Here is a 17,539-nt window from a genome sequence, read left to right as displayed (position 1 = left end):
TTGTGACAATTATTAGAAACAATATTTCACAATGACCTAGGTATCGTTACGGGGTAGACCCGGCAATCAGCCCAGCCCGGGATCGATCAGGAACTTCTCGCCCGTCGCCTTGCGCTCATAGGCACGCAGCACGTCGGGATCGAGCGCCTCCGCCAGACCGATGGTCCGGGTGTATCGGCTGGCGAAGGTGGTGCTCAGCTCGGCCAGGATGCGCTTCCGCATCGCGCCCAGCGTCTCCATCCCGGCCCGGCGCAGGAAGGGCATCAGCAGCCAGCCGGACACGCTCCACTGGAAGCCGAAGGCCAGGCGGTTCAGCGTCGTCGGCGCCATGTCGAGCGCGCCATAGATGTAGAGCTGCTTGAACTGTTCAGATCCATAACGGCTATATTCGGACATCTGCCGCACTGCCGCCGCTTCCATCGCCTGCAGGATGTCGCTGCCGAGCGTGCCGCCGCCGATCGCGTCGAACGCCACCGTCGCGCCTGTCTCCGCAATCGCATCGGTCAGCTTGGCGCGGAAATCCTCGTCGCGGCTGTTCACGATATGCGTGGCGCCGATGTCGCGAAGGATCCCCGCCTGCTCGTCCGAACGCACGATGTTCACCAGCGGCACGCCGTCCGCGAGACAGACCTTCTGCAGCATCTGCCCCAGATTCGAGGCCGCCGCAGTATGCACGATGGCGGTGTGGCCGTCGCGCCGCATCGTCTCGACGAAGCCCAGCGCGGTAAGCGGATTGACGAAGATCGCCGCGCCGTCCGCCGCGCTGGCGGATTCGGGCAGTTCCACCACGTCGCGTGCCTTGAGCACACGATAGTCTGCGAACATCGCTCCACCGATCGCGGCGACGCGCTTGCCCATCAGCTGCGCCGCCTCGGCGCCGGCGGCGACCACGGTGCCCGCGCCTTCGTTGCCCACCGGCATGGACTGGCCCAGCCGTGCCTTCATGCTGCCCAGTCGGCCCTTCTGTACCTCGAACAGCAGCGCATCGCCGTCTTCGCGCAGCGTATCGACCTGCGCCGGGCCCAGCAGCAAGCCGAGATCGCTGGGATTGATCGGCGCGGCTTCGATGCGGACGATCACTTCGTCCGGCGCCGGCGCCGGATAGGTTACCTGCTCCAGCGACAGGCGAAGCGTGCCGTCCTCGCGCAACGTCGAGCGCAGTTCGCGTCCGGTAAATGCCATGTGCCTCTCCTTCTGTTGGTTCAACGGGTTCGTACGAGCGCGTCGACCAGCCGGTCGGCTGCCGTACGCACCTCGTCCCAGGTGCGTTCAAAGCCTTCGGGCCCGCCATAATAGGGGTCGTCGACGGCGCGCCCTTCCCAGCCGGGCACCGCATCGAGCAGCAGCCGTAGCTGCGCACGGGCGCCCGGTGGCGCGATCCGCCGCAGATCGGACAGATTCTGGGGATCGAGCGCGAGGATATGATCGAACCGCTCGAAATCGTCGCGGGTCACCTGACGGGCGCGCAGGCCGGAAATGTCGATGCCATGCTTCGCCGCGACCGCGATCGAGCGGCGGTCGGGCGCCTCGCCGGCGTGCCAGCCGCCTGTTCCGGCGGAGTCGGCAAGGGCGGGAATGCCTGCGGCATCGGCTGCCGCACGAAAGGCGGCCTCTGCCAATGGCGATCGGCAGATATTGCCCAGGCAGACGAACAGGAATGCCGGTTCGGCCATAGCGCACATCATCCTTTCGTAAATGGGGTACGCAGTCCCGTCCGCGCTGGCAATGCCCGAAGCCTTTCCGGGTGCGGCGGCAGAACGCCGCGCGGCCAGGCGCGGGACGGGGTCGGGGCGCGAGGCACCGGCCCCTTCAGGCCCCAGGCAGGACCCGCGCAGACCCGCGGGTCGGGCGACCCGCCCGACCCGCCGACGTCACCGCGCGCGGATCAGACCGTTTGGAACACGCCGCACGCGATCCGGCCGCCGCTGTTGCCGGCCGGATCGGACTTGTAGTCATCTTCGCCGGCATGGACGACCAGCGCCGCACCGTCCTGGTCCATCAGCTGGTCGAACGTGCCGCCGCTGAGCGTGAAGCTGATATGGCCATGGCCCTTCTCGTCGACCTTCATGTTCGGCAGGTCGCCGGCGTGGGGACCCATCGGGTTCTCCTTGCCGTGCTTGGTCGCGCCCGGGTTCCAGTGGCCGCCGGCGCTGGTGAAGTCCGGCGGAGTGCAGACGCCGATCGTGTGGACATGCACGCCATGCGGCCCCGGCGAGATGCCGTTCACGTCCACCAGCACGCGAATCGAACCTTCGACCTGCTCGGCCACGGCGGTGCCCACCACCTTGCCGCCGGCATCGTGCAGTTCGGCCTGCGCGCGGAAATGGCCGGCCATATAGCGTTCGTTGCGCGCCTTGGTGACGCATCCGCCCAGCAGCACCGCGCCGATCGCGACCGCGCCCACTGCGATTCCCCGAGCCTTCATCTTCAGTCTCCCGACCATGTCCCTATTGCAGCCTAATGGACCGTACGCGCGGCGGTTCCAAGGGGAGGCAGCCCATACTTCCGTTCATCTGCCGGCCGCGCGGGACGGGCCGCTTCGGTTCGCCGCACCAGAAAGCACGCCCACCGCAGCTTTTACCTTTCGTTAACATTCGTTTACGATTTTGATCCACAGGACCGGCGCGGGACCGCGCGTCCTGATATTCACAGGGGATAGATGATGGTCCGGCTCGCCTGCGCGATGCTCGCTTTGCCCATGCTTGTCGGCTGCCATGCCGGGAGCGCCGGAACGGATATGCACCCGACCGCGATCGTCGAAGCGGCCCCGCCGCCGCCGCTCTGGCGCACCCGTATCGCCGATGCCGATGTGCCGAGGCTCGAGAGTCTGCCGGCCGATTGGCGCCAACTCTATGAAGGCGTGCGGCCGCCCGTGCGCAAGGTGCAGGGCGCCGTGCTGGATCCGGACGCCGGCCAGCCGCATCCGGCGCTTCCGCCCGGCTCCTATCGCTGCCGCACGCTCCATCTGAAGCGCAGCCCCACCGGACGCGCGCTGGTGCAGCCGAGCCCGACCGGCTTCTGCTACATCTCGGCGGCGGACGCGCAGGACGACGAAGCCCCGCTCGGCCTCGCCAAGCAGACCGGCACCGACATCGTCGCCGGCTATGTGTTCCCGGACGGCAAACGCTATGTATTCCTCGGCGCGCGCCAGGCGAAGGCGGGCGCAAACGACATCGGCTACGGCAATCCGGGCGCGCGCGACGTGGTCGGCATGGTCGAGCGGTTCGGCGCGTTTCGCTGGCGGCTGGCGGTGCCCGGCGCCCTCCCCGGCAGCGTGGATGTCTATGAGCTGACGCCGGTTCCCGCCGAGGGCCAGCCCAAGGGCTGAGCGCCCGCACTGCGCAAACGTTCGTTCATCGGAGCGACAGAAACCGTTGCCGCAGTGCAACACTCCGGCACCAAAGCTTCGCGGCGATGCAACCTTGCCGATCACCCGGGCATTGTGCGCCCATCTCCGGCCGGCCCGCCTGTTGCAGCGGCATGTGCCGGGAGATGTGTGTTTCACCAGCGTAGAGGTTATCCCCCCATGCGTAAGATCATTGCCGTCGCGGCAGCAGCTGCCGCGCTTCCCTTCGCCGTCCCCGCCTTCGCGCAGGACACCACCACCACCGGTGCCGGCACGATGTCGACCACGAGCGCGGACACCAGCGGCACCATGTCCACCACTGCCGCGCAGGACAGCGAAGCGCCGCGCTCGCCGGACGGTTCCAAGGCATTCGGTATCGAGCCCTATGTCGGCGTGCTCGGCGGCTGGGAGCGTTTCGACCGCCAGCAGAATGCCGGTATCCCCATCCTGCCGAACAAGTATCGCCTCGACGGCGCGATGGTGCAGGGCGTGGTCGGCGTGAACGTGCCGCTCGGCCCGGTCTTCGTCGGCGCGGAAGGTAACGTCGCCAAGGGCGTCAGCGGCGACATCGACTGGGAATATGGCGCCGCCGGCCGCTTCGGCCTGCGCGCCGGTGACAGCGGCCTGATCTACGGCAAGGTCGGCTACCAGTGGGTCAATTTCGACAAGGTGCCGAACGCCAACCGCGACTATCACGCGATGACCTACGGTATCGGCGTCGAAGTCGGCCCGAAGGACATCGGTCTGGGCGGCATCACGGGCCGCAGCGGCCTGCGCTTGCGCCTCGAAATGAACACGTTCAGCGACGCGAAGAGCTTCCGCCCGATGGCGGGTGTGATCGCGCACTTCTGATCCCTGTGCCGCCCTCCTCGCAAGAGGGGGGCGGCATCGGCTTGATTACCGTCAACCCGCAGGCGGCGCGTTTCGGCTATGGTGCGTCCATGTCCGAGTCTTCCCTGCCCTTCGACCGCGTTGGCGGCGAAGCGTCCGTCCGCGCCATCGTCGACCGTTTCTACGACCTGATCGAGCAGGATCCCGCCTATGCCGCGCTCCACGCGATGCATCGGCCGGACCTTACCGCGCTCCGCCATTCGCTTACCCGCTTTCTGGTCGCCTGGCTCGGCGGCCCGCGCGACTGGTTCGATGCGCGGCCGGGCATGTGCATCATGGGCTTTCATCGCCAGCTGCGGGTCACCGGGCAAACCGCCGCCCAATGGGCGCACGCAATGGATCGCGCGATCGCGGCGGATCCTGGCATCGAACCCGAAACGGCACGCCAGATGAGCGACGCGCTGCACCGCATGTGCCGGGCGATGGCGGTGCAGGCCCGTACCGCAGCCGAGGCCGCGGCTTCCTGATCCGGGCGGGCGGGCGCCCCCATCCGGCGCGCGTCCGGTCCGGGTGGCGCGCCTGTATGGCTGGACCTCCCCGCATCCTGCGCTAAGGGAGGAAACCAGCACCCGAACCGTAGGAGCGGCGAGCATGAACGAACAGGTTTCCCAGAGCTTCGGCGCGGTCGCCGCCACCAGCGAGACCGGCTGGCTGACCATATCCTTCGTGCTGATCGCGCTCGGCGCCGCGCTGGCGGTGTTCGTGCTGATCTGGGGTACCCGGCTCGCCATCCGCCGGCGCCATGCACGTGCGGAACTGGAAGAGCGGGGCGAGCTCGAAATTGCCGACGCGCCCGAGCCGATGGCGACGATGACGCCGCCGCCCAGCACGCCGGAAGCACCGCCCGCCGTGGCGGAACCGGCGCCGCTCGCCGACGAACCCATCGCTGCCGCCGCACCGGTCGCGGCCCCCAGCGCCGCGCTCGCCGCCGACACCAATGCCGCTCCCAGCCCGGCCCCGGCAGGCGACGACCTCACCCGCCTGAAGGGCGTCGGCCCGAAGCTCGCCGCCCGACTCAACGAGCTGGGCATCACCCGTTTCGCGCAGCTCGCCGCACTCGACGCCGCCGCGGCCCGCGCGCTCGACGCGCAGCTCGGCAGCTTCCAGGGGCGGATGACGCGCGATCGCTGGATCGAGCAGGCCCGCTTCCTCGCCACCGGCGACACCGCCGGCTACGAAGCGGTGTTCGGCAAGCTCTGAGCGGCTGGCCGCCCAGGCCCCCGCGCCTACGGCTTGAGGATATCCAGCGCCGCCGCGGTCAGCGCCTCGGTGGCGGTGCCCACCACCGCTTCGGCATCGGGCGCCCATTCGGCGCTATGGAGCGACGGGAGCATCGCCTTCCCGCCCTGCGCCGCATCCCATTTCGCCTGCGGCACCCCGCCGACCCAGAAGATCGTGCTCTGGATGCTCTTGTCGGCGAGCCAGTAGCGGCTGAAATCCTCGCCCCCCATCACCGCCTTGGTCTCGATCACCCGGTCCTTGCCGAAGCGGGCGGTGAACAGCCCCTGCAGCCGCCCGGCGAGGGGCTGGGTGTTGAAGGTCGCCGGGGTATATTCGTCCTTCACCTTCATCACCGGCATGTGATCCTCGGGAACCCCCGCCGCGATCGCCTCGCCGCGGGCGATGCGGGCGATGCCGTCGAGCAGTTGCTGCCGCGATTCCGGCGTGAAGCTGCGCACGGTGAGCAGCATGGTCACGTCGTTGCCGATGATGTTGTGCTTCGATCCGCCATGGATCGCCCCCACCGTCACCACCGCGGGCTGCTGCGGGTCCATCTCGCGGCTCACCAGCGTCTGCAGCGTGGTGACGATCCGCGCGGCAAGCACGATCGGGTCCTTGGTCGTGTGCGGATAGGCGCCGTGCCCGCCCACGCCCTTCACCACCAGATCGACCGAGTCGACATTGGCGAGGGCATAGCCCGGCGTGATACCGATCTGCCCGGCGGGCAGGCTGGCGCTGTCGTGAAAGGCGATCGCGTAGCCGGGCTTGGGAAAGCGGGTGAACAGCCCGTCGTCCAGCATGTCCTTGGCGCCGCGCCCGCGCTCCTCGGCGGGCTGGGCGATCATCACCACGGTCCCGTGCCAGCGATCCTTCATCGCGGCGAGGTTGCGCAGCGTGCCGACCCAGCTCGCCATGTGCGTGTCGTGCCCGCAGGCGTGCATCACGCCGCTCTCGATGCCCTCGTCGGTCGTCGCGCGCACCTTCGAGGCGAAGGGCAGGCCGGTATTCTCGATCACCGGCAGCCCGTCCATGTCCGCGCGGATCAGCAGCACCGGACCCGGCCCGTTGCGCAGCACCGCCACCACGCCGGTGCCGCCCACCTTCTCGGTCACCGTATAGCCTGCTTCCCGCGCGGCAGCGGCGAGCTTCGCGGCCGTCTTCACTTCGTGCAGGCTGAGTTCGGGATTGGCGTGAAGCTCGCGATAGAGCGCCATCAGCTGCGGCATCGCCTTGGCCGTGGCATCGCGCACCGGATCGGCGGCGGCAGCGGCGGGCGTGCCGAGGGTCATCGCCCCGGCCAGCAGGAAAGACGTGAACATCGGACCCCCTTTGCGATCATGGGCCCGAGTGTCACGCCTGCCGCGCCGCCTGTCAAACCGCCGGGACGATCTCGATCACGTCGACCTTCGATTCGAATGCCGGATAGGGGATCACCAGCCGCCAACGCTTGTCACCGATCCGCTCGCCATAGCCGATCATGTCGCGCTTGCGATCGAGCCCGTAGCGCAGCGGCGCGCTGTCGTCGCCGACCTCCAGCGTGCCGAGAAACACCGCACGCGCGGCGACGTCGGGGAAGAAATTGCCCTCGGGTCGCTGCACGCCGCCTTCGATCCGGAAATGCCGCACCTTGCCCTGATCGGCCAGCAGGCAGGGCCGCCAGTCATAGGTCACGATCGCGCTCACCGCCGTACCGCCGCCGCCCAGCTTGAAGACGCGGCAGCGATAGGCGCCTGCCGGCGGCAGCGCATCGGGCTGGGCGCGATCCGGATCGAACAGTTCGGGATCGCCGTCGATCCGCTTCGCATCCGCCGCACGCGCCAGCGGCAGCGCTTCGCTCCACGCCTTGCGCCAGTCGCGCAGCTTGTTGCGGTCGGCGTCGGTGGCGACCCGGCGCCAGGCGAGACTCGTGTCCATGCCCGGCGAGGTCGCCTCGCGATAGACGCTGCACCCGGCCAGCGCCGCACCCAGACCGATGGCGAGGAACGCGCGCAGCATCATTCGGCGGTCCAGCCGCCGTCGATCGAATAGTTCGATCCGGTGATCTGCGCGGCTTCGTCGCGGCACAGGAAGAGGGCCAGCGCCGCCACCTGCTCGGGGAGCACGAACTCCTTGGTCGGCTGGGCATCGAGCAGCACGTCGTTGATGACCTGCTCGCGGGTCAGCCCGCGGGTCTTCATCGTGTCGGGAATCTGGTTCTCGACCAGCGGCGTCCAGACATAGCCCGGCGAGATGCAGTTCACCGTGATGCCGTGCGTCGCCACCTCCAGCGCCGCCGTCTTGGTGAGGCCGGCCAGGCCGTGCTTGGCGGCGACATAGGCGGCCTTGTTCGGGCTCGCGACCAGGCTGTGCGCGCTGGCGGTGGAGATGATCCGGCCCCATTTGCGCGTCTTCATGCCGGGGATCGCCGCCCGCATCAGGTGGAAGGTCGAGCTGAGGTTGATCGCCAGGATGGCGTCCCACTTCTCGATCGGGAATTCGTCGATCGGCGCCACATGCTGGATGCCGGCATTGGAAATCACGATGTCGACCGCGCCGAACTCGGCTTCCGCCCGCTGCACCATGCCGGCGATCTGATCGGGCTTGGTCATGTCGGCGGCGTCGTACAGCGCCTTCCCGCCGCTGGTCTCCGCAAGGGCCGCGCGCTCCTTCTCGATCGCCGCCGCGTCGCCGAAGCCGTTGATCAGCACGTTCGCGCCCTCGGCCGCCAGCGCCTTGGCATAGGCGAGGCCGATGCCCGACGTGGACCCGGTGATGATCGCGGACTTGCCCTTGAGGAACATCGGCATACTCCTTTTAACGCTGGGTGAGATCGAAGGCGGCAGTCTTGCCGTCGAGGATGTTCTGCGCGACGAGCCGCGAATTGGCCATGGTTTCGGCGACCGCGATGCGGCCGGCTTCCCAATGCTCGTGCATCGTCCGCGCGGAGAATTCGAAATCGCGCGAGCCGCCTTCCCACAGCTTGGCGCGGTAGATCAGCTGCACGACATTGACCGGATATTCGGTCACCAGTTCGCGCACCGCCTTCACCTCCGGCGTGTCGGCGACATGCTCGGGCAGCTTGTCGAGCAGCCGCCGCACCGTCTCGCGCGCCTTGCGCAGCCGCAGCCGCTCGTCGGAAATGGCGCGGGTGCGGCTGGAGAAGCGGATTTCCTTCTCGCGGCCCATCACGTCCATGATCGTGCGCGGCAATTCGTTTTCCGCGGGGAAGAGATCGACCTGGAAGACGAGCATCTCGGCCTCCTGCCGATCGAGGACATGGGTAAGCGGGGTGTTGGAGACGAGTCCCCCGTCCCAATACCAGCAACCGTCGATCTCGACCGGCGGCAGCCCGGGCGGCAACGCACCAGACGCCATGATGTGCCGTGCATCGATGCGTTCGTCGCGCGTATCGAAATAGCGGAAATTGCCGCTGTGCAGATTGACCGCCCCGACCGACAAGCGGACCGGCCCTTCGTTCAGCAGGTCCCAGTCGATGAGCCGGTCCAGCGTCTCGCGCAAGGGACTGGTATCGTAGAAGCTCAGCGCACCCGGCGTGCCCGGCACCGCGAAGGCAGGCGGGATCGGGCGCGGGCGGAAAAAGCCGGGAACGCCGCCCAGCATCACCGCGCCTGCAGCCCATTCATGGCTGATTTCGCGCGCCTGGTCGTTCATCGGCAGCAAGAATTCCGGCAAGGCGGACGTCACCTGCGCCCAGAATGCACGGATCGCGCCGAGCCGTTTCTCGGGGGGATTGCCGGCGAACAGCGCGGCGTTGACCGCGCCGATCGAAATGCCCGCCACCCAGTCCACGTCGATTCCGGCGGTGGCGAGTTCTTCGATGACGCCGGCCTGGAAACTGCCGAGCGCCCCGCCCCCCTGCAGCACCAGCGCGACGGTATCCGGCAGCGGCATGCCGGGTCCGGCATGGCGGCGACGGTGCGGGCGGGACTCAGCATCGGCCATGCGGTGCGATGTGGCGCATCCCATGCTGCGGAGCAATACGAACCTTGGTAGCGAGGCGTGCAACGCGCGGACGACTGGCGCATTGTTACGGCAACCAAATCAAGGGGAGGCCCAATGCGGCTCGACGATCTCGATCCTACCGACAATGCGCAGGACCTGGGCTCCGGCGGCGGGGGCGGCGGCGGTTTTCCGCTGCTGGGGCTGCTGCCGATGTTTCTCGGCCGGGGCATGGGCTGCGGCGGCATCGTGCTGGTGGGCATCATCGCGCTGGTGATGTTCGGCCTGGGCGGCGGTGGCGGCATGCTGGGGCAGAGCGGCGGCGGCAGCGCCGGGCGCTCGCCCACCGCGGGCCAGTCCGGCCAGCAGGTCTGCCGGGTCAACGAGCGCCGGCTGGAGGCATGTCGGGTGATGCGCAGCACCGACGATACCTGGGCGAAGATCTTCCAGGAAATGGGCCGCAGCGACTATCGCCCCGCGACGATCAAGTTCTTCCAGGGCGGCGCGAACACCGGCTGCGGCGCGGCGACCTCGGCGGTCGGCCCCTTCTACTGTCCGAGCGATGACGGCGTGTATATCGACACCGCCTTTTTCGACGAGCTGCAGAACCGCTTCGGCGCCAAGGGCGATTTCGCCCGCGACTATGTGATCGCGCACGAAATGGGCCATCACATCCAGGATCTGCTGGGCACCTCCACCGAGGTATCGCAGGCCCAGGCCCGCGCTTCCAAGACCGAAGGCAACCGGCTGTCGGTGAAGCTGGAGCTTCAGGCAGACTGCTATGCCGGCGTCTGGGCGGCGCGCAATCGCGACCGGCTCGAACCCGGCGACATCGAGGAAGGCCTGACCGCCGCCAACGCGATCGGCGACGACACGCTGCAGAGAGAGGCGCAGGGGACCGTGGTGCCCGACAGCTTCACCCATGGCACCTCGGCGCAGCGCATGGCCTGGCTGAAGCGGGGACTCGAAACCGGCGATCCGCGCAAGTGCGACACCTTCAACAGCCCGCTCTGATTGTTACTTGACGTGAACCCTTGGCCGATATTGGGTGTCGGCCAAGGGGGAAGGTCATGGATGAGCAGGCCGAGCGCGGTGCGTTCGAATTTTATGGTTCGTGGCGTGAATATGCGCCCATCGCCTTCACCAATCTGCTGCTGACGATCGTCACGCTGGGGCTCTACAGCTTCTGGGGACGCACCCGCACCCGCCGCTATCTGTGGAGCCAGACGCGCTTCATCGACGACCGGCTGGAATGGACCGGCAGCGGGCGCGAACTCTTGTTCGGCTATATGCTGGCGATGGCGCTGGTGTTCGTGCCGATCGCCTTCGTGAACCTGGCGATCGGCCTGCTCGCCATGCGCGGCACCGCGGCGGGGGCGGCGACTGCGGCGCTGCTGTTTCTTCTGGTCTATCTGTTCATCTTCGCGCTGGGGGGCGTCGCGATCTTCCGGGCGCTGCGCTATCGCCTCAGCCGCACCTATTGGCACGGCATCCGCGGAGGCAGCGACGCGCAGGGCTTTCGCTACGGCCTCTCCTATCTCTGGCGGACGATGCTCGGCAGCGCGGCGTTCGGGCTGCTGGTTCCCTGGGCGCTGGTGACGCTGTGGAACGAGCGCTGGAACGCGATGAGCTTCGGCCCGTACGCCTTCCGCTCGGGCGCCAGCTCGGACGGGCTGATGCGCCGCTATTTGCTGTTTTACCTGATGCCGGTGCTGCTCGGGATCGGCATGGTGGCGCTCCTTGTCGCCACCATGGTGATGGGGGTCGATCCGCGGATCGCGCCGGGGCATGTCGCACCGCTGTTCCTGATCGCCGGCGTCGCGATCCTCTACCTGATGTTCGTGGTGTTGTTCGGGCTGATCGCGCTGTCCTTCTACGCGGCCTATTTCCGGCAGGGGATCGGCAATCTCACGCTCGGCCATCTCGAATTCGAGTTCACCGCGCGCACCATGGATTGGCTGAAGCTCGCGCTGGGCACGATCGCGCTGGTCGTCTGCACGCTCGGCATCGGGTCGATCTTCATCGGCTATCGCAACTGGGCCTTCTTCGTCCGTCATCTCCGCGCCTACGGCACGCTGGAGCTCGACCGCTTCACCCAATCGACCACGCGTGCGCCCGGCCAGGGTGAGGGTCTGTTTGACAGTCTGGACATGGGCGCATTCTAAGGAGAACAGAGGGTGGAAACGCTGGTCTGGCATTATGATGGTCGCAGCGGCGAACGGCGGATGCCCAGGATCACGCCGACCGCCGACGAACGGTATTTCACGCTCGACGGCGATGGCGCCGAACCCGGCCCCTATGCCTTTGCCGACCTGACGCCGCACGGCACGTCGCACCATGAACGCGCCTTCGGCTTGAAGGGCAAGCCCGGCTGGCGCATCACCTTCCTCGAATTTCCTCCGTCCGACATCGCCGTGCAGCTGCCCAAGCCCGCCCGCTACGGCGCCTGGATCGATCGGTTCGGGCTATGGCGCTCTGCCGCCGTGCTGGCGATGCTGGCGGTGCTGGTCGTCGGCTTTACGCTCAAGCTCCCGCCGCTGATCGCGCGCCTGATCCCCGAATCGGTGGAACAGCGCATGGGGCGGCTGATCGTCGGCAACCTGGGCAGCTATGCCTGCTCCAGCCCGCAGGGCGAAGCGGCGCTGAAGGCGCTGGGTGCGCGGCTTCGGCAGGGCGACAACATCACGATCCGGGTAGTGCACGCGCCGATGATCAATGCCGTCGCGTTTCCCGGCGGTCAGGTGGTGCTGTTCGACGGGCTGATCCAGAACGCGACCTCGCCCGACGAGGTGGCCGGCGTCCTCGCGCACGAACTCGGCCATGTCGCGCACCGTGACGGGATGGAATCGCTGATCCGCCAATATGGCCTCAGCCTGTTGCTCGGCGGGTTCGACAGCAACATCAGCGGCTATGGCAACGCCCTGCTCAACGCGCGCTACTCGCGCAAGGCCGAGGCGGGCGCCGACGGCTACGCAATCGGCAGGCTGCAGGGTGCCAATATCTCGCCGCTTCCGACCGCGGCGCTGTTCGCGCGGCTCGCCAAGCAGGATGAGGAACCAGGGCAGGCGGGCATGTTGCTCAATTATCTGTCGTCGCACCCGCTCTCCTCGTCGCGCGAGCGGGCGTTCAGGGACAGCTTGCGCACCGATGCGGCGTATAGCCCGGCCCTGAATCAGGCGCAGTGGCAGGCCCTTCGCGCGATGTGCGGCGACAAGCCGGCGCCGCGCCGTTAAGCGAGCGCGCCGATCAGCTTGCCGGCCAGTACCGACAGGCCCGACACCGCGATCGCGGCGCCGAAGGCGAGCTGCGTGTTGGGAACGAACCGGCGGACCGGCAGGGCGATGGCTTTTTCTACGGTGCTCATGGCGCCTATGTGCTCCTTCGGGGCAGCGATGTCCTATGATCAATCCCGATCGCAGTGATCGGTTCCGTCGCTGGCGGCGAAAGGCCGGAGCAGCTACACCCCAGGGATGACCAGCCAGCCGCTTGCCCATAACCACACGCCCGGCGCGTCCCCCACCATCGTGTTCCTGCCCGGCTATCGATCGGACATGCAGGGATCCAAGGTGCTCGCGCTGGAAGCCTGGGCGCGGGACCGGGGTCGGGCGTTCCTTCGTTTCGATTATGCCGGTTGCGGAGAGAGCCCCGGTGCGTTCGAGGACCAGACGCTGGAGAGCTGGCGCGACGATGCTCTACGCATAATCGACACGATCGTAGAGGGCCCCGTGGTGCTGGTCGGCTCGTCGATGGGCGGCTGGCTCATGCTGCTCGTCGCCATCGCGCGGCCGGCGCGGATCGCGGGCCTGGTCGGCATCGCCGCCGCGCCGGACTTCACCCGCTGGGGCTTTTCAGATGCCGAGAAACGCACGCTCGCCGAACAGGGCCGGCTCGAGCAGCCGAGCGACTATGGCCCGGAGCCGATGATCACCACCCTGCCCTTCTGGACCTCCGGCGAAGCGAATCTCGTGCTGGAGGCGCCGATTCCGTTCGACGGTCCGGTCCGCCTGCTGCAGGGGCAGCGCGATGCCGAGGTGCCGTGGGAACTGGCACTGCGCCTTGGCGATACGCTCCGTTCAGACGATGTGCAGGTGACGCTGGTCAAGGGCGGAGACCATCGCCTGTCCCGGGAAACCGATATCCGCCTGCTGCTCCGCGCTACCGAGGACATACTGACCGCATGCTTTTCCCCCTCCTCCTGCTGATCGCCCAGCAGAACGCGGCGATCGCGCCCAAGGCCGGCCCGGTCCTGCGCGATGCCGAGCGCGCCCGCGCCGCCGCCAAGGCCGCCGCGCCCGCCCCGGCCGGCGAGCCGCCCCGTTTCACCAAGTGCATGGATCTCGCCACCGGCGATCCTGCCGCGGCGGTGGACGAGGCGGTGAAGTGGCGTACCGACAAGGGCGGCATGTTCGCCCGGCAGTGCCTTGCCGTCGCCTATGCCAACCAGGGTCGCTGGGATTCCGCTGCGGCGGCGTTCGAGGAAGCCGCCGGTGAAGCAGAGGGCGTTAAGGACGGCGCTCGCGCTGCGACCTACTGGACCCAGGCCGGCAATGCCTGGCTTGCCGCCAAACAGCCACCCAGGGCGCGTGCCGCGATCAACGCAGCGCTCGCCAGCGGCATGCTGAAAGGGCTTGCGCTGGGCGAGGCCTATCTCGATCGCGCGCGCGCCGCCGTCGCCTCAGGCGAGAACATGGGCGCCCGGGCCGATATCGACGTGGCGATCGCCAAGGCCGGCGACGACCCGCTCTCCTGGCTGCTCTCCGCCACGCTTGCGCGGCGCATGAACGATCTGCCGCGCGCGCGGAAGGACATCGCCGAAGCTGTGAAGCGCTCGGGCGACGATGCCGCCGTGCAGCTGGAGGCGGGCAACATCGCCGCCGCCAGCGGTGACGAAGCCGGCGCCAAGACCGCCTGGAACAAGGTGGTCACCGCCGCCCCCGCCAGCCCCCAGGCGACCGCCGCCCGCGCCGCGCTCGCCCAGTTCGAGGCCGCCCCGGCCAAATAGCCGGGTGGCACCGGGCGGCCCCCGCGCCTATCTCGCGGAGGAAGCCAATCCAGGGAGTTGCCCCGTGAAGTTTCTCCACACCATGATCCGCGTCACCGATCCGGGCGCGAGCATCGCCTTTTTCGAGCTGCTGGGCCTGAAGGAGACCCACCGCATCACCAGCGAGAAGGGGCGCTTCACCCTCATCTATCTGGCAAGCGAGGCGGACATCGATCCGGAAACCGGACGCGGCCGCGCCGAGGTGGAGCTGACCCACAACTGGGAACCGGAGGAATATACCGGCGGCCGCAACTTCGGCCACCTCGCCTTCCAGGTCGACGATATCTACGCAACCTGCCAGCGGCTGCAGGATGCCGGCGTGACGATCAACCGCCCGCCGCGCGACGGCCACATGGCGTTCGTGCGCACGCCGGACAAGATCTCTATCGAGCTGCTTCAGAACGGCACGCTGCCGCCGCAGGAGCCCTGGGCATCGATGCCCAACACCGGGGAATGGTAAGCGCATGACCCCGCTCCAGATCGTCCGCATTCCCGCACTCAGCGACAATTATATCTGGCTCGTCCATGACTCCGTCTCCGCCGAGACGATCGTGGTCGATCCGGCACAGGCGGATCCGGTGCTCGCGGCACTGGCCGAACGCGGCTGGACGTTGCGGGCGATCTGGAACACGCATTGGCACCCCGATCACACCGGCGGCAACGCCGCGCTGAAGGCAGCGACCGGCTGCACCGTGATCGCCCCTGCCGCCGAAGCCGCGAAGATTCCGACCGCGGACCGGCCGGTCGGCGAGGGCGATACGGTGGCGATCGGCAGCCACCACGCGACTGTGCTGGACGTGCCGGCGCACACCGCCGGCCATATCGCCTATCACTTCGCGGAGGATGCGACGATCTTCGTCGGCGACACGCTGTTCGCGATGGGCTGTGGACGGCTGTTCGAGGGCACGGCGGAGCAGATGTTCGCCAACATGCAACGCCTCGCCGCGCTGCCGGACGAGACCCAGGTCTATTGCGCACACGAATATACGCTGTCGAACGGCCGCTATGCGCTGGTGACCGAGCCGGACAATGCGGCGATACGGGACCGCATGGAAGCGGTGGCGCGACTTCGCGCGGCAGGCGAGGCGACGGTGCCGACCACCATCGGTGCCGAGCGCGCCACCAACCCCTTTCTCCGCGCCGCCGATGCGCGCATGCTTGCCGAACGCCGCGCCGCGAAGGACAGTTTCGCGGGCTGAGTCGTAAGTAGCGTGAGGAGAGACGGGATGCGCTTCGCCATCATTGCCGCGGGGGCCCTGGCGCTCTCCGGCTGCGCGCAGAATGCCGAATATCAGGCGCAGCGCGACGCCCAGGCGCGGCGCGAACTTGCCGGCGCGCTGGGGAACCGGGTGCCGGGCAAGCCGCAGGACTGCATCAACCCCACCTTTACCGATGGCCCCCAGATCATCGACCGGCGCACCCTGATCTACCGCCAGGGCGCGACGCTGTACCGCAACGACCTCGTTTCCGAATGCCCGTCGCTCGCGCCGCTGACCACCGTGATCGTCGAGATGCGCGGCAGCCAGCTCTGCCGCAATGATCTGTTCCGGGTGCTGACGCCCGGGACGAGCATCCCCGGCGCCTATTGCCGCATGGGCACGTTCACGCCGTACACCCGGGCAAAGGGCAGTTGAGGTCGGGCAAAGCCCAAGCCCCTCCCCGAAGGAGAGGGGCTTAAGAACCGAACGTCACAGCACGTAGCGGCTCAGGTCCGTGTTCCGCGCCACGCTGGCTAGCTGCTTGTCGACATAGGCCGCGTCGATCACCACCGCGCTGCCGCTACGGTCCTCGGCTTCGAAGCTGACTTCCTCCAGCAGCTTTTCCATCACCGTCTGCAGCCTACGGGCACCGATATTCTCCACCTCGGCATTCACCTCGGCGGCGATCTTCGCCACGGCGCGGATGCCATCCTCGGTGAAATCGATCGAAACGCCCTCGGTGCCCAGCAGCGCCGCGTATTGCCGCACGAGGCTCGCCTTGGTGTCAGAAAGGATCGCAACGAAATCCTCCTCGGTCAGCGCCTTCAGCTCCACCCGGATCGGCAGGCGGCCCTGCAGCTCGGGCAGCAGGTCGCTGGGCTTCGCCACATGGAACGCGCCGCTCGCGATGAACAGGATATGGTCCGTCTTCATCGGGCCGTACTTGGTCGCGACGGTGGTGCCTTCGATCAGCGGCAGCAGGTCGCGTTGGACGCCCTCGCGGCTCACCGACCCGCCGCGCACATCGGACACCGCGATCTTGTCGATCTCGTCCAGGAAGACGATCCCGTTCGCCTCGGCGTCCGCCAGCGCCACCCGGCTCACCTCGTCCTGGTCGAGGCGCTTGTCGGCCTCTTCCTCGACGAGCTTTTCCCAGGCGGAGCGGACGTTCAATTTGCGGCGCTTTAGCGGCGTGCCGGTCAGCCCCTTCATCATTTCCGACAGGTTGATCATCTGCGGCGCACCGCCCGGAATGTCGAACGGCATCTGCGGCGCCTGCTCCACCTCGATCTCGATCTCGGTGTTGTCCAGCAAGCCCTCGTTGAAGCGCTGCTTGAACGCCTCGCGCGTCGCGGTGCTCGAATCCTTGCCGGTCAGCGCGTCGAGCAGCCGGCCCATCGCCGCCTCCTCAGCCTTGTCTTTCACCGCCGAGCGGCGGCGCTCCTTCTCCAGCCGGATCGCTTCCTCGACCAGGTCGCGCGCGATCTGCTCGACATCGCGGCCGACATAGCCGACCTCGGTGAACTTGGTCGCTTCCACCTTCACGAAGGGCGCATCGGCCAGCTTGGCGAGGCGGCGGCTGATCTCGGTCTTGCCGCAGCCGGTGGGCCCGATCATCAGGATATTCTTCGGCGTCACCTCGTCGCGGAGGTCGGCCGAAAGCTGCTGCCGGCGCCAGCGATTGCGGAGTGCGACGGCGACGGCCTTCTTGGCGTCTTTCTGGCCGATGATGTGCGCGTCGAGCGCGGCGACGATCGTCTTGGGGGTGAGATTCTGGTTCATGTTGTTCTCGCAAGCCCCTCCCCTTCAGGGGAGGGGTTGGGGGTGGGGCAGTCAGGGTAGCGGGCGGGTCGCTCGTGGAGAGCTCCCCACCCCAACCCCTCCCCTGAAGGGGAGGGGCTT

The 17,539-nt window shown here is 67.9% G+C and carries 21 protein-coding genes; 12 read left to right on the top strand and 9 right to left on the bottom strand.

Going from position 1 to position 17,539, the window contains the following annotated elements; all coding sequences use genetic code 11:
• Positions 1-66 precede the first annotated feature (66 nt).
• The 3 genes from A7X12_RS10705 to A7X12_RS10695 all read right to left on the bottom strand — a co-directional run bounded on the left by A7X12_RS10705 (position 67) and on the right by A7X12_RS10695 (position 2,425).
• Positions 67-1,182, bottom strand: coding sequence for a zinc-binding dehydrogenase (locus A7X12_RS10705; protein WP_064311616.1), 1,116 nt, complete (start codon positions 1,180-1,182; stop codon positions 67-69).
• A 20-nt stretch (positions 1,183-1,202) separates the two neighbouring features.
• On the bottom strand, positions 1,203-1,673 hold the full coding sequence (locus A7X12_RS10700; RefSeq protein ID WP_064311615.1) for a low molecular weight protein-tyrosine-phosphatase: 471 nt from the start codon (positions 1,671-1,673) through the stop codon (positions 1,203-1,205).
• A 212-nt stretch (positions 1,674-1,885) separates the two neighbouring features.
• Positions 1,886-2,425 carry a superoxide dismutase family protein gene (locus tag A7X12_RS10695; RefSeq protein WP_064311614.1) on the bottom strand — a complete coding sequence of 180 codons (540 nt, stop codon included), beginning with the start codon at positions 2,423-2,425 and terminating at the stop codon, positions 1,886-1,888.
• A 234-nt stretch (positions 2,426-2,659) separates the two neighbouring features.
• Between A7X12_RS10695 and A7X12_RS10690 the strand changes: the two genes are divergently transcribed.
• The 4 genes from A7X12_RS10690 (at position 2,660) to A7X12_RS10675 (ending at position 5,437) form a co-directional block, all read left to right on the top strand.
• Positions 2,660-3,328, top strand: a complete 669-nt coding sequence (locus A7X12_RS10690; protein WP_232318457.1) for a DUF4893 domain-containing protein — start codon at positions 2,660-2,662, stop codon at positions 3,326-3,328.
• Positions 3,329-3,526: 198 nt separating this feature from the next.
• A complete protein-coding gene (locus A7X12_RS10685; protein ID WP_064311613.1) occupies positions 3,527-4,198 on the top strand; it encodes a hypothetical protein in 672 nt (223 codons plus the stop codon).
• Between the two features lie 89 nt (positions 4,199-4,287).
• A complete protein-coding gene (locus A7X12_RS10680; RefSeq protein ID WP_064311717.1) occupies positions 4,288-4,704 on the top strand; it encodes a globin domain-containing protein in 417 nt (138 codons plus the stop codon).
• 124 nt (positions 4,705-4,828) lie between these two features.
• Positions 4,829-5,437: a hypothetical protein gene (locus A7X12_RS10675; RefSeq protein WP_064311612.1), complete on the top strand. Its 609-nt coding sequence runs from the start codon at positions 4,829-4,831 to the stop codon at positions 5,435-5,437.
• Between the two features lie 26 nt (positions 5,438-5,463).
• On the opposite strand, the gene A7X12_RS10670 is transcribed toward A7X12_RS10675, so the two are convergent.
• Genes A7X12_RS10670 through A7X12_RS10655 form a run of 4 tightly spaced genes read right to left on the bottom strand, consistent with a single transcriptional unit; the run spans position 5,464 to position 9,400 of the window.
• Positions 5,464-6,777: an amidohydrolase gene (locus A7X12_RS10670; RefSeq protein ID WP_064311611.1), complete on the bottom strand. Its 1,314-nt coding sequence runs from the start codon at positions 6,775-6,777 to the stop codon at positions 5,464-5,466.
• A gap of 52 nt (positions 6,778-6,829) precedes the next feature.
• On the bottom strand, positions 6,830-7,456 hold the full coding sequence (locus A7X12_RS10665) for a DUF4893 domain-containing protein (protein WP_064311610.1): 627 nt from the start codon (positions 7,454-7,456) through the stop codon (positions 6,830-6,832).
• Positions 7,453-8,238 (bottom strand): 3-hydroxybutyrate dehydrogenase, encoded by a 786-nt coding sequence (locus tag A7X12_RS10660; RefSeq protein WP_064311716.1) that lies wholly within the window; start codon positions 8,236-8,238, stop codon positions 7,453-7,455. The genes A7X12_RS10665 and A7X12_RS10660 overlap by 4 nt, the downstream gene beginning before the upstream one ends.
• A gap of 13 nt (positions 8,239-8,251) precedes the next feature.
• A complete protein-coding gene (locus tag A7X12_RS10655; RefSeq protein WP_064311609.1) occupies positions 8,252-9,400 on the bottom strand; it encodes a patatin-like phospholipase family protein in 1,149 nt (382 codons plus the stop codon).
• 114 nt (positions 9,401-9,514) lie between these two features.
• Here A7X12_RS10655 and ypfJ point away from each other — a divergent pair, with 114 nt between their 5' ends.
• The 3 genes from ypfJ to A7X12_RS10640 are packed head-to-tail and all read left to right on the top strand — an operon-like array spanning position 9,515 to position 12,630.
• On the top strand, positions 9,515-10,411 hold the full coding sequence (gene ypfJ, locus A7X12_RS10650) for a KPN_02809 family neutral zinc metallopeptidase (RefSeq protein WP_064311608.1): 897 nt from the start codon (positions 9,515-9,517) through the stop codon (positions 10,409-10,411).
• 56 nt (positions 10,412-10,467) lie between these two features.
• Positions 10,468-11,562: a YjgN family protein gene (locus tag A7X12_RS10645; protein ID WP_064311607.1), complete on the top strand. Its 1,095-nt coding sequence runs from the start codon at positions 10,468-10,470 to the stop codon at positions 11,560-11,562.
• A gap of 12 nt (positions 11,563-11,574) precedes the next feature.
• Positions 11,575-12,630 carry a M48 family metallopeptidase gene (locus A7X12_RS10640; RefSeq protein WP_084445340.1) on the top strand — a complete coding sequence of 352 codons (1,056 nt, stop codon included), beginning with the start codon at positions 11,575-11,577 and terminating at the stop codon, positions 12,628-12,630.
• On the opposite strand, the gene A7X12_RS26595 is transcribed toward A7X12_RS10640, so the two are convergent.
• Positions 12,627-12,761, bottom strand: coding sequence for a hypothetical protein (locus A7X12_RS26595; RefSeq protein ID WP_269747814.1), 135 nt, complete (start codon positions 12,759-12,761; stop codon positions 12,627-12,629). The genes A7X12_RS10640 and A7X12_RS26595 overlap by 4 nt on opposite strands.
• 106 nt (positions 12,762-12,867) lie before the next feature.
• Here A7X12_RS26595 and A7X12_RS10635 point away from each other — a divergent pair, with 106 nt between their 5' ends.
• The 5 genes from A7X12_RS10635 (at position 12,868) to A7X12_RS10615 (ending at position 16,072) form a co-directional block, all read left to right on the top strand.
• A complete protein-coding gene (locus tag A7X12_RS10635; protein WP_064311606.1) occupies positions 12,868-13,599 on the top strand; it encodes an alpha/beta hydrolase in 732 nt (243 codons plus the stop codon).
• Complete coding sequence (locus A7X12_RS10630; RefSeq protein ID WP_084445338.1) at positions 13,575-14,399, top strand: tetratricopeptide repeat protein; 825 nt, start codon at positions 13,575-13,577, stop codon at positions 14,397-14,399. Before A7X12_RS10635 ends, A7X12_RS10630 begins: the two co-directional genes overlap by 25 nt.
• Before the next feature lie 64 nt (positions 14,400-14,463).
• Entirely contained in the window at positions 14,464-14,898 is a 435-nt protein-coding gene (locus A7X12_RS10625) for a VOC family protein (protein WP_064311605.1), read from the top strand.
• Positions 14,899-14,902: 4 nt separating this feature from the next.
• A complete protein-coding gene (gene gloB / locus A7X12_RS10620; protein WP_064311604.1) occupies positions 14,903-15,637 on the top strand; it encodes a hydroxyacylglutathione hydrolase in 735 nt (244 codons plus the stop codon).
• 27 nt (positions 15,638-15,664) lie between these two features.
• The gene (locus A7X12_RS10615; RefSeq protein ID WP_198161993.1) at positions 15,665-16,072 is read left to right on the top strand and encodes a DUF6491 family protein; all 408 of its coding nucleotides are present in this window, start codon (positions 15,665-15,667) and stop codon (positions 16,070-16,072) included.
• 54 nt (positions 16,073-16,126) lie between these two features.
• Here A7X12_RS10615 and hslU read toward each other — a convergent pair whose 3' ends face one another.
• Positions 16,127-17,419: an ATP-dependent protease ATPase subunit HslU gene (gene hslU, locus A7X12_RS10610; RefSeq protein WP_064311603.1), complete on the bottom strand. Its 1,293-nt coding sequence runs from the start codon at positions 17,417-17,419 to the stop codon at positions 16,127-16,129.
• Positions 17,420-17,539: the final 120 nt, after the last annotated feature.

The sequence above is a fragment of the Sphingomonas sp. TDK1 genome (genome assembly GCF_001650735.1).
Taxonomy (GTDB): Bacteria; Pseudomonadota; Alphaproteobacteria; order Sphingomonadales; family Sphingomonadaceae; genus Sphingomonas.
The sequence above is the reverse complement of the archived record's forward strand: the minus strand, read 5'-3'. Positions and strand labels throughout refer to the sequence as shown.